This window comes from Mesorhizobium sp., from assembly GCF_005063415.1.
Taxonomy (GTDB): Bacteria; Pseudomonadota; Alphaproteobacteria; order Rhizobiales; family Rhizobiaceae; genus Mesorhizobium.
The window spans coordinates 4,768-15,664 of sequence record NZ_SUEG01000120.1 but is presented as its reverse complement, the minus strand read 5'-3'; the positions used below and the strand labels follow the sequence as shown (position 1 = coordinate 15,664).

The 10,897-nt window shown below is 63.1% G+C and carries 13 protein-coding genes and 2 pseudogenes; 11 read left to right on the top strand and 4 right to left on the bottom strand.

The genetic code is table 11. The features are described from left to right. Window positions 1-178: 178 nt before the first annotated feature. The 6 genes from E5W70_RS24540 to E5W70_RS24515 all read left to right on the top strand — a co-directional run bounded on the left by E5W70_RS24540 (window position 179) and on the right by E5W70_RS24515 (window position 4,677). The gene (locus E5W70_RS24540; RefSeq protein ID WP_292663333.1) at window positions 179-511 is read left to right on the top strand and encodes a helix-turn-helix transcriptional regulator; all 333 of its coding nucleotides are present in this window, start codon (window positions 179-181) and stop codon (window positions 509-511) included. Window positions 512-523: 12 nt separating this feature from the next. Beyond that, window positions 524-1,210, top strand: a complete 687-nt coding sequence (locus tag E5W70_RS24535) for an MIP/aquaporin family protein (RefSeq protein WP_292663331.1) — start codon at window positions 524-526, stop codon at window positions 1,208-1,210. Then, window positions 1,207-1,629 (top strand): arsenate reductase (glutaredoxin), encoded by a 423-nt coding sequence (gene arsC, locus E5W70_RS24530; protein ID WP_292663329.1) that lies wholly within the window; start codon window positions 1,207-1,209, stop codon window positions 1,627-1,629. Before E5W70_RS24535 ends, arsC begins: the two co-directional genes overlap by 4 nt. A 69-nt stretch (window positions 1,630-1,698) precedes the next feature. Then, window positions 1,699-2,031, top strand: coding sequence for a metalloregulator ArsR/SmtB family transcription factor (locus tag E5W70_RS24525; protein WP_292663327.1), 333 nt, complete (start codon window positions 1,699-1,701; stop codon window positions 2,029-2,031). Between the two features lie 49 nt (window positions 2,032-2,080). After that, window positions 2,081-3,457 (top strand): FAD-dependent oxidoreductase, encoded by a 1,377-nt coding sequence (locus E5W70_RS24520; protein ID WP_292663335.1) that lies wholly within the window; start codon window positions 2,081-2,083, stop codon window positions 3,455-3,457. Then, window positions 3,454-4,677 carry an MFS transporter gene (locus E5W70_RS24515; protein WP_292663325.1) on the top strand — a complete coding sequence of 408 codons (1,224 nt, stop codon included), beginning with the start codon at window positions 3,454-3,456 and terminating at the stop codon, window positions 4,675-4,677. Before E5W70_RS24520 ends, E5W70_RS24515 begins: the two co-directional genes overlap by 4 nt. A 24-nt stretch (window positions 4,678-4,701) precedes the next feature. Here E5W70_RS24515 and E5W70_RS24510 read toward each other — a convergent pair whose 3' ends face one another. Together E5W70_RS24510 and E5W70_RS24505 are read right to left on the bottom strand one after the other, a co-directional pair. Next, entirely contained in the window at window positions 4,702-4,926 is a 225-nt protein-coding gene (locus tag E5W70_RS24510) for a hypothetical protein (RefSeq protein ID WP_292663322.1), read from the bottom strand. 230 nt (window positions 4,927-5,156) lie between these two features. Continuing rightward, the gene (locus tag E5W70_RS24505) at window positions 5,157-5,522 is read right to left on the bottom strand and encodes a VOC family protein (RefSeq protein WP_292663320.1); all 366 of its coding nucleotides are present in this window, start codon (window positions 5,520-5,522) and stop codon (window positions 5,157-5,159) included. Between the two features lie 144 nt (window positions 5,523-5,666). Between E5W70_RS24505 and E5W70_RS24500 the strand changes: the two genes are divergently transcribed. Genes E5W70_RS24500 through E5W70_RS24495 form a run of 3 tightly spaced genes read left to right on the top strand, consistent with a single transcriptional unit; the run spans window position 5,667 to window position 6,897 of the window. After that, entirely contained in the window at window positions 5,667-5,978 is a 312-nt protein-coding gene (locus tag E5W70_RS24500; protein WP_292663318.1) for a hypothetical protein, read from the top strand. Between the two features lie 44 nt (window positions 5,979-6,022). Next, the gene (locus tag E5W70_RS33180) at window positions 6,023-6,265 is read left to right on the top strand and encodes an RNA polymerase sigma factor (protein ID WP_366509747.1); all 243 of its coding nucleotides are present in this window, start codon (window positions 6,023-6,025) and stop codon (window positions 6,263-6,265) included. Continuing rightward, entirely contained in the window at window positions 6,262-6,897 is a 636-nt protein-coding gene (locus E5W70_RS24495; protein ID WP_366509746.1) for a sigma factor-like helix-turn-helix DNA-binding protein, read from the top strand. Before E5W70_RS33180 ends, E5W70_RS24495 begins: the two co-directional genes overlap by 4 nt. 351 nt (window positions 6,898-7,248) lie before the next feature. Here E5W70_RS24495 and E5W70_RS24490 read toward each other — a convergent pair whose 3' ends face one another. Beyond that, on the bottom strand, window positions 7,249-8,406 hold the full coding sequence (locus tag E5W70_RS24490; RefSeq protein WP_292663316.1) for a sulfite oxidase: 1,158 nt from the start codon (window positions 8,404-8,406) through the stop codon (window positions 7,249-7,251). Between the two features lie 228 nt (window positions 8,407-8,634). Here E5W70_RS24490 and E5W70_RS24485 point away from each other — a divergent pair, with 228 nt between their 5' ends. After that, a complete protein-coding gene (locus tag E5W70_RS24485; RefSeq protein WP_292663314.1) occupies window positions 8,635-8,835 on the top strand; it encodes a hypothetical protein in 201 nt (66 codons plus the stop codon). Between the two features lie 202 nt (window positions 8,836-9,037). Next, window positions 9,038-10,557, top strand: a pseudogene (locus tag E5W70_RS24480) (FAD-dependent oxidoreductase). 46 nt (window positions 10,558-10,603) lie between these two features. On the opposite strand, the pseudogene E5W70_RS24475 reads toward E5W70_RS24480, so the two are convergent. Beyond that, window positions 10,604-10,897 (bottom strand): annotated as a pseudogene (locus tag E5W70_RS24475) (DNA polymerase IV); the annotation flags it as partial.

Sequence of the window (10,897 nt, the reverse complement as noted above, 5' to 3'; positions counted from 1 at the left end):
ACGCTGGCGACCTCCTCTCCCCTGGGGGAGAGGTCGGATTGCCCCGAATTGCGCTTCGCAATTCGGTTGGCAATCCGGGTGAGGGGGTACTTGCCGACGTGCGATTGCCCTGCGGTGAACGAGGAGCCGCTGGCAGAGGCGCGTTGACTCTCCTCGTCATTTCTGGAAATCTGGAAATATGGATAAGACACTCGCCCTTTCGGCGCTTGCCGCGCTCGGCCAGGAAACCCGGCTCGACGTCTTTCGCCTGCTCGTACGGGCCGGCGCCGACGGTGTGCCGGCCGGCGAGATCGCCTCGCGGCTCGCCGCGTTGCCGAATACGATGTCGGCCCATCTCAAGATCCTGTTGCATGCCGGCCTGGTGCGGACCGAACGGGAGGGCCGCAGCGTGCGCTACTTTGCCGATATGACCGGCTTTCGCGATCTGCTGGCCTACCTCATGGAGAATTGCTGCAATGGCGCGCCGGAACTTTGCCAGCCGGTCATCCAGGCTGTGACCTGCAACTGCTAGGGGAGGTTCGTCTTGGTCAATCTTTCCCGCCGCCTTGTTGCCGAGGCCCTCGGCACGGCTCTGCTGGTCGCCACCGTGGTGGGTTCCGGCATCATGGCCGACAGGCTGAGCAGCGATGTCGCCGTCTCCCTGCTCGGCAACACCTTGCCGACCGGGGCGATCCTGGTCGTGCTCATCACCATATTCGGGCCGATCTCCGGAGCGCACTTCAACCCGGCGGTGACGCTGGTGTTTGCGCTTCGACGTGAGATCGAAACGAATGCAGCGCTGGCTTACGTCGCCGCCCAGATTGCCGGCGGCATCGCCGGAACGTTGCTCGCGCATGCGATGTTCGAACTGCCGATCCTGCAAGTGTCGGCGACGGTGCGGACCGGAAGCGGGCAATGGATTGCGGAGCTGGTCGCCGCCTTCGGGCTGGTCCTCACCATCCTCACCGGCCTGTGCTCCCGTCCGGATTCTATCCCCTGGCTGGTCGGGCTCTATATCACCGCCGCCTACTGGTTCACCGCATCGACATCCTTTGCCGATCCGGCCGTCGCCATCGCCCGTGCGTTCTCCAACACTTTTGCCGGGATCCGCCCCGCCGATCTGCCGGGCTTCATCGGCGCCGAACTTCTGGGCGCGTTGTTCGCCATGGCATTGGCAAGGTGGCTGCTCGCCCAACCGAAACCAGTCGGACAGATGAAAGCTGCGCGATGACCATCACCATCTACCACAACCCCGATTGCGGCACCTCGCGCAACACGCTTGCCATCATCAGGCAGTCCGGCGAGGAGCCTGAGGTGATCGAATATCTGAAAAACCCGCCGTCGGGCGAAAAGCTCGTCGAGCTGATCGCAGCGATGGGCATGACGCCGCGCCAATTGCTGCGCGAAAAGGGCACGCCCTATGCCGAATTTGGCCTGGGCGACCCGAAGTGGAGCGACGACGAGATCCTCGATTTCATGCTGGCGCATCCGATCCTGATCAACCGGCCGATCGTGGTGACGCCGCTCGGCACCATGCTTGCCCGACCCTCCGAAGCCGTGCTCGATATCCTGCCCAATCCGGATATCGGCCCGTTCACCAAGGAGGACGGCGAGGTCGTCATCGACGCCAGCGGCAAGCGCGTCGCCTAGAGATTATCTTATTTCGATCTTTGTCGAAATACTCTTGACGTGCAGCGATTCTGGAAATAGTTTATTTCCATGAAACTCGAAAAAGCAGCCGCGCAGCTTGAAGCCCTCGGCAACCCGACGCGGTTGCAGCTCTATCGCACGCTGGTGCGGGCGGGCGATGAGGGGCTGCCGGTCGGACGCGTCCAGGACAGGCTCGGCATCGCCGCCTCGACGCTGTCGCATCATCTCAAGCGGCTGGTCGACACCGGCCTGGTGACACAGGAGCGCCAGGCGACGACGCTGATCTGCCGGGCCAACTATCCCGCCATGAACGGGCTCATCGGATACCTCGCAGACGAATGCTGCGCCGACGCCACCTGTGCGCCGGCATCGGCGGAAGCGGCGGCCAAGACGGCGGTGTGATTTTTTGGCAGTATAATTCGAAATTACCGGAAGGATGGAAGATATGGAAATGATTGGAAAACTCCCCGTCGCGGTGATCGGCGCCGGGCCGGTCGGCCTGGCGGCAGCGGTCCACCTCATCGCGCAAGGTATTCCCGTCAAAGTCTACGAAGCCGGCAATACGGTTGCATCCAACCTCAGGGATTGGGGCCATGTCCGGGTGTTCACGCCCTGGCGCTATTGCGTCGATCGGGCGTCCAGAAACCTGCTCGAGGCGCATGGCTGGCGGATGCCCGAGCCCGAGGCATTCCCAACCGCGGACGACCTCGTCGCGGATTATCTCGAGCCGCTTGCAAAGCTTCCGCAATTGTCGCCGTCGATCGAAACCGCCGCCCGCGTCGTCGGCATCTCGCGCTGGGGCGCCGACAAGGTGCTGAGCAAGGGACGCGAGAACCGGCCGTTCGTGCTGGCGGTCGAAACCGCCACCGGCACTAGGCGCGACAGCGCCCGTGCCGTCATCGATGCTTCGGGAACCTGGCAGATGCCGAACCCGCTCGGCGCCGGCGGAATTCCTGCAGAAGGCGAAGCCGAGTTTGCCGACCGCATCGCCTACGGCATACCCGATATTCTCGGCCGCGATCGCAGCCTTTATGCCGGCAAGACGACGCTGGTTGCCGGCTCCGGCCATTCGGCCGCCAATGCGTTGCTGGATCTCGCCAGCCTGGCAAATGTGGAGCCCGGCACGGACTTCATCTGGACCACGCGCGGCACCGACCTGGTGCGCATCTATGGCGGCGGCGATGCCGACCAATTGCCGGCGCGCGGCGAACTCGGCGCCGAAGTGCGCGAACTCGCCGAGAGCGGCGGCGTCAGGCTGGTGACGGGCTTTGCGGCTGTTTCGATCCTCGATGCCAACGGCCGGCTGGTCGTCGAAGGCCAGACCAAGGACGGCTTGCAGGCGCTTGGCCCGGTCGACCGCATCATCGCCGCGACCGGACAGCGCCCCGATCTGTCGCTGACCCGCGAGCTTCGGCTCGAGCTCGATCCGTGGCTGGAAAGCGTCAAGGCACTGGGGCCGTTGATCGATCCCAACGAGCACTCCTGCGGCGACGTGCCGCCGCACGGCCACCGCGAGCTCAGCCATCCCGAGCACGGGTTCTATACGGTCGGCATCAAGAGCTATGGCCGCGCACCGACCTTCCTGCTGCTGACCGGGTATGAGCAGGTGCGCTCGGTCGCCGCGGCGATCGCCGGCGACATGGTTGCTGCCGACAATGTCCAGCTTGTGCTGCCCGAGACCGGGGTCTGCACCGTGCCGCGGATCGGCGTGGCGGACAAGGGGTGCTGCGGCGGCCCGGCGCCGGCAGCGGTAGGTGCCTGCTGTGTCGCCGACCTCGAGGCGAAGGCGGTCGGCAAAGGCGGCTGTGGCTGCGGCGTCGCGGCATGAGCCTTTCGCCGCCTTCGCCGGCCATTTTGCGCAGCCGGGGCGCGATCATCACCGCGCTTGGCCTGACGCAGATCATGGCGTGGGGGTCTTCCTATTATCTGCCAGCGGTCATTGCGCCGGCGGTCTCTTCCGATAACGGCTGGCCGCTGGCATGGGTTGTCGGCGGCCTGTCTCTTGGCTTGCTCGTGGCGGGATTGATCTCTCCGCGCGTCGGGTCATCGATCGAGCGGCATGGCGGCCGCAACGTCCTGGCGTTCAGCGCTGGATGCATCGGGGTCGGCCAGGTTGGGCTGGCCGTTGCCCCCAACCTTGCGGCGTACATCGCTGCCTGGCTGATCGTCGGCCTGGGCATGGGGGCGGGGCTCTACGATGCCGCTTTCGCAACGCTTGGCCGCCACTACGGCCATGGCGCGCGCTCCGCCATCACCACGCTGACGCTGTTCGGCGGTTTTGCCAGCACGATCTGCTGGCCGATCTCGGCCTTTCTGCTGGAGGAAGTCGGCTGGCGCGGTACCTGCCTGGTGTACGCGGCTGTTCAGTTGGTGATTGCGCTTCCGCTCTATCTGGTGATCCTGCCCCGCGAGGCGCCGAAACCGCCAGTCAAACCGGGATTGAACCAGGCGACGCCGGCCCGCGAAGGCAATCCCGATCCGTCGATCATGATCGTTCTGGCCGCGACACTTACGCTTGCGGCGGTGATCTCCTCGACGCTGTCGGTGCATCTGCTCACCATCCTGCAAGGCAGCGGCATGGCGCTGGCCGCTGCCGTCGGGCTCGGCGCGCTGGTCGGCCCGTCCCAGGTGGCGGCGCGCGCGATCGAGATGACCATCGCGCGCTACCACCATCCGATCCTGACCAAGTTTGTCTCGGTTACCTTCGTCGCGATCGGCGTTTCGGCGCTCTGGGCCGGCATGCCAATCATCCCGCTGGCGCTCGGCTTCTACGGCGCGGGCATCGGCCTCGAATCCATCGCGCGGGGGACGTTGCCGCTCGCGCTGTTCGGCTCGAATGGCTATGCGAGACTAATGGGTCGCCTCGCCATGCCGAGCCTGATTGCCCAGGCCGCGGCACCCTCGGCCGGCGCATTGCTGCTGGAGCGCTTCGGCCCGCACGGGACGTTGGCCGCGCTTTCCGGTCTGGCGCTGGCCAACGTCATCCTCGCATGCGGCTTGGGCTGGCGGATGCTCCGCCGCCAGGAATCGCAGGTTCAAACCCGGTAGGATTTCGACCTGCGGTCAGTGCTTTCAACTGGAGAGCGGGAGATCTTCCAAGGGATCGACAAGGAAGGACGCGGCAATCAGATCGTCCGCGTCGAGGCGCAGTGAGCCTTCGGCGCCGCCCATGATGGCGGCAACCTTTTGAAACGTCTTGATCTCGTGCTCGGTAATCTGGGCAGTTTGCATTCTGGATTTGAGGTCAGCAACGCGCTGCCCCAAACTGTGGGATATTCCGATTTTACGGTTCGACATGGTAAGATGCTCCTCCCCGGCCCATGTTTGTTTTGCCACCCGCCCTTATTCGCATTTCCTCCGCCTGCCTAAATATGAGGCATCGCGAATACAGCGCTCGAACGCCCGATGCAAGGGAAGGTTCCGGCGCGCAGAGGTCACGAAATAATAACACGAAGGAAGCAGGGCCAATGGTCCGGCCGGAGGTAGGACTTAGGTACGACGCCCGCCGGACAGAGGGCTCCGGTGGCTTATCGGCTGGCGAGGACCATGCGGTTGCCTTCGCTGTCGCGAAACTCCGCCACCGTGCGTCCCGGCTGCCACGACGCCTCATGCGGTTCGGTGACGATCTCGACGCCGCCCGCCTTCAAGGCCGCGATCATTGCCTCGACATTTTCGTCGACCAGCACCAATACGGGCTCCGCACCTGGTAGATCGTCGGCGCGCCTGATGAAATGCAGGTTCGTCACGGCATGTGGAAATGCCAGCTCGATCCAGCGCCAGCCGCCATCGCCCATCTTCTGGTCGGCCAGCACCTGACAGGCGAGATGCCTGGTGTAGAACGCCTTGGCGCGATCCTGGTCGAATACCGGAAGCTCGGCAAACTGGATATGCATGATCGTCTCTCCTGCTTGATGGCTGCCGCGCAGCCGCCCACGCGGGAAAGACGATGCGGGCAACCGAAAAGATTCTTCGACAAGGAGAATCTTTTCAGCGCAGCCGGTCGTCCTTCGTTCATACCAACCAATCAGGAGACGACGATGAACTACGCGCTCATTCGATACGGGGTGAACCAAGCCGACCTGGCAGATAACCGCGCGCTGGTCGAAAAAGTGTTCGAAGCGCTGGGCGAGGCGGCACCGCCGGCGGTGCGCTATCTCGTGCTCGAGCTGGACGACGGCTCGTTCGTCCACATCGTCGGTCAGGACGGCGATTCGTCGGCGCTGACCGGGCTTGCCGCCTTCAAGGCATTTACGGAAAACCACGCCGAACGCCGTTCGACCCCGGCAATGCGATCGCCTGTCAAAGTTGTCGGCAATTACCGTATGCTGGCGGATCAGAAGGCGGGATAGCGCCTGCCATGCCGCTCGCGCAGAAACGGGATGCTACGCCGAAAATGAACAGGGCGACTTTGGAGGCGATGCTCGTCGGGTTGCGGCCAAGGCTGCATCGCTACTGCGCGCGCATGGCCGGCTCGGTGATCGACGGCGAGGACATCGTCCAGGAGGTGCTGATCAAGGCGCTGCAGGCGATCGACGGCGGCGCCATGGTCGAACGGCCGGAGCAATGGCTGTTTCGCATCGCCCACAATGCCGCGCAGGATCATCTGCGGCGGCGCAATCGGAAAGGTCGCGCATGACCGAGGCCGACATGAGCGTGATCGAGGATCCTTCCGGCAGCGCCGATAGCCGGCTCGCCGCCCAGACCGGCCTGCGTTCCTTCATGCAGCTTTCGGTGCCGCAGCGCAGCGCCGTGATCCTGGTCGACGTGCTCGGCCTCAGCCTGCATGAGACCTGCGAAGTGACCGGCGCGACGCTCGCTGCCACCAAGGCCGCGCTGCATCGCGGGCGGGCGCAGCTCAAGCTACTGGCGCTGCAGCCCGAGCAGGCGCTCGCCCCGAGGCTCGACGCCGACGACGAGCGCCGGCTGCGGCGCTATGTCGACCTGTTCAACGCGCGCGACTTCGACGCGGTCAGGGCACTGATCGCCGAGGACGTCCGGCTCGATGTCGTCAACCGCGTCCGCCTGCGCGGCAAGGCAGAGGCATCGACCTATTTCGGCAATTACGACCGTATCAGCGACTGGAAATTGTCGCTCGGCTTCGTCGACGGCAGGCCGGCGATCCTCATCCACGAGCCGCAAGCGGCCGACGGCGCCGTGCGCGGCTTCATGCTGGTCGAATGGGCGGGCGAGGAGGTCATCCAGATCCGCGACTTCCGCTATGCGCCCTGGTGCCTGGTCGATGCGGAGATCAGGGCCGTGGAGAGGTGAGGAGAGGCTGGAAATGGTGCCGAGATGGCGCGCGGAGGCGACGTGGCCAAGGTTGCGCCACCGGACAAGTCTGCCATCGCCTCGATCACCAAGCTGAAGGGCTCCGCTTCCGATTTCGGGGAGCGGTATCGTCGCGAAGAGGATCTACGGCCCACACCCGTCATGCTCAATAAAGAGCGGTGCCAGCTTCCGGATCAGGCAGCCTCTTCCTGGGTAACCCAAACGCAATAGCCACATGGCAGCAAGTTCTTAGAGCGGATCCGGTTCTCTTGGAACCGGTAACCCGCTCTAACTATCTGTTTTGCCGCATTTATGCGGACGCCAAATGATTCCATTTGGCTGCAAAATGCTCTAGCCGATACGCACGCGGCGCGTCACCTGGCCATTGCTTTCCCAGTATGTGTGTTTCTTGGCAATCAAGGGATCGTCCATCGCCGGTTGAATTTGTCCCGTGGTGCTGACCGCGCGCGAGGTCACCGTGTGTTCTCCAGGAGAAGGATTTGCCCAAGCCAGGGACCAGATTTTCCAGGCGTGTTCTGCCTCCTCAGTGTGGTCAATGGTCGCTGGTGCCCAAGGCCCTTGATCGATTTGTACTTCGACCCGGTCGATCGGCGCCCCCCAGGCTGCCCCGACGATGCGGTAATCTGAGTCTTTCCGGGTAACCTTCGCAGGCGCGGACTTTATCAGCGCTCGCCCGACTGACGTCTCGGCCCATACGGTCTCGCCGTTGTGGTCCTCCTCCCGGATGGTGACATAGTCACGGGCCATCAGAAGGCTCATGAACCGCGTATCGCGAACCTCGATGCGCTTTAGCCACTTGACGTTGGCGATCCCGTACCAGCCTGGAGCAATAAGCCGTACCGGGAAGCCATTGGGCGCCGGCAAGGCGGCTCCATTCATTTCATAGCAGAGGAGATTGTCGGGGTTCATCGCGTCGGCGAGCGACATGCTACGAGCGAAGTTCTGCTTCATTTTTACGTCGCGTATCGGGATCTCGCCTGTGTCGGTACCGAAAAAGACGACCTCGATGCCCTTCTCCAGAACACCGGCTTCCTCGAGGATCGGGGCGAGCGGCGTCCCTGCCCAACGAGCATTGCCGATGCCGCCGGTGAAAAAGGGAAATCCGTGGTTGCCCGAGCATTCCACTGTGAAAACGACCTCCTGCCGCGGTCGCGCCTTGATGTCGGCGAGCGTTAACTCCAAGGGCTTCTTGACCAGGCCTCCGATCTCCATCGACCATGTCTTCTCGTCGATCGTTGGTCGGTTGAAATGCGAGATGCTGAAGAACTTGTCGTTTGGCGTTATCCAGCTGTCCAAATCCTCCCAGACAAGCTGCTTCTGGATACCCACCGGATCGGGATTTTTGGTCGGCTGATCCAGCCACGGAATAACTTCCTCGCTCGGCCGTGTTGGAAAAGCGTAAGCGCGACGCGAGGTATAGAGAGCAGCAATTGCGGCAAGAGCCGCGCTTCCTTGAACAAGAAGTTCTCTGCGCTGAAAATCAGGCATGTTGTTTACCTCCCAGTTGATCCGGAGCGGGCTGCAACGTGCCTTCGGCCGTAGCCTGATCACGGATAGGCGACACAATGTGAGGTCTGCCCATTCGGAAGTATCCGGATAGGTCAGACAATCACCGACGCAAGTCAGGCATGTGAAGCGTTGGACGAAACTCTGGCTCGCGTTTCGCATGCCAAGAGTGCGCCTTTGAGAAGAAAGTGTCCACAACTTGGACGGGACATGATGATGATCGCAGCATTCCATGCCGATTTCCGGTCCTGCCAAATCGTTGCTGCTCGGATCGCTGCCGAACGCCCCTTCTGGGTTATTTCCGGACCTTCGCGGGTGCTGGTCGAAAAGGTGTTTCCTGCCGGCCAGTGGGTTGGTCGGGCGGCCGGCATCGCCCTGATCTCTTGGGGCAGCGCTACGCTTTTGGCCTGACGCCCAGGGCCGCCGCGAATGTCGCATTTGCAGGAAACGATCGCTCCGGACGCACGTGCATCGCACCGCCCCAGCCAGGCCGGCTCACAACGCATCGGGGCGGACCGGCGGTGACGTCAAGCTTACGCAGGCATTCAGGCGTCGAGGAACTTTGAATCTTGGCGTCCGTTTATCCGAATGTCGGGTATGAAGGGCTCCGCCAATGAATGTCAGCGATGAAAGGACTGTATCGCTTTGGGCGGCAACCGAAGTCGCGCCTGATACCGTTCCGCTCGAGCGGAGTGAACAGGTCGATGTCGTGGTCGTCGGGTCTGGAATTGCCGGACTGTCGGTGGCGTACGAACTGGCCGGCGCCGGGCAAAGGGTGGCAGTGCTCGATCGCGGCCGGATCGGAAGCGGCATGACGGCACGCACCACCGCGCATCTGTCATCGATCTGCGACGACTACCTTTCGGAACTAATCAAATTGCGCGGCGAGGAACTGGCGCGGATTTACTACCAAAGCCAGTCGGCCGCTATCGACCGTATCCAATCGATCCAGGAAGCAGAGGGTATCGCGTGTGATTTCCGCCGCCTCGACGGTTTTCTGTTTCCGGCGTCAGGCAGAAGGGAATCCGTCATCGAGCGCGAACTGGACGCCGCCCGGAAAATCGGTGTCGACGTCGAGAAAACCGTGGGTGTGCCGCTTGCAGACTTTTCGGATGCGCCCGTCCTTCGCTACGCCAATCAGGCGACATTCGCCCGCTCAAATATCTCCGCGGGCTGGCTGCCGGCATTCGCGCGCGCGGCGGCGCGCTTTATGCTGAGACCATCGTCGACAAGGTCGAGGAGACCGACGGCGGCGTGCGCGTAAGCACGGTCTCGGGCTTTGCCGTGTCTGCCAGATCGGCCGTTGTTGCCACCAACTCGCCGATCAACGATCGGGTCGCGCTCCATACCAAGCAAGCGCCGTATCGGACCTACGCCATGGCGTTCGAGATCGCGCGCGACGTTTTGCCGGATGCACTCTATTGGGACACACTGGACCCCTATCACTACGTTCGCCTGCAGCCTGGTGAAGGCAAAACCGACTTTCTGATCGTCGGTGGTGAGGACCATAAGACAGGGCAGGCCGACGATGCCGACGACCGCTTCGCGGCCCTGGCGGACTGGATCAAAGGGTTGGTGCCCGATATCGGCACCGAAGCCACTCGATGGTCCGGGCAGGTAATGGAGACCGTCGACTATGCCGGCTTCATCGGCCGCAATCCCGGCAACCGGCATGTCTTCGTGGTCACAGGCGATTCCGGTCAGGGCATCACCCATGGGGTTGTTGCCGGCCAACTGATTTCCGACCTGATCCTGAAGGGGGAAAGCCCGTGGCGGGAACTTTACGAACCCTCTCGCAAGACGGTACGGGCGATCGGCGATTATCTAGCGGAGAATGCGACAACGATCAGGAGTTTTGCCGAGTATGTCGCGCCTGGTGAAATCGATTCCGCCGACAAGCTGCGGCCGGGAGAGGGCGCTATCGTGCGCGAAGGTCTTACCAAAGTCGCGGCTTTTCGCGATGAGGACGGCACGCTCCACAAGCGCTCGGCCTCATGCACCCATGTCGGCTGCCATGTCCATTGGAACTCGTTGGAACGCTGCTGGGACTGTCCCTGCCACGGCTCGCATTTTGCCGTCGATGGCACGGCCTTGAACGGGCCGGCCGTATCGCCCCTGGGTTCTGTCGGGTAGTCTTTTCGAGATCGGTATCGCCAGACTTTCGCCCCGGCCGGGCGGCTCACAATTCCTTTTCGGCCAGTTCGCGAAAGGCATCGGGAACCGACCGCCGTAGTCCGAGCGCGACCGAGGCGTAGCCGACCGCCTCCCAGCCGAAGCGGTCCCGGATCTTGTCGACGGCGCGATCTGCGGTCCAGCGCGCCGCGCCCTTCCTGGTGCCGGGGCGGCGGCGGTCGTCGTCGAGCCCGAGCGGCAGTTCCAGTTGCAGGCCGGCATGCTGCTCCAGATGCGATACGGCGATCGCCAGCAGCGAGATTGTCTTTTCGTGCGGATGATCGATAAGCACCTTGCGCAC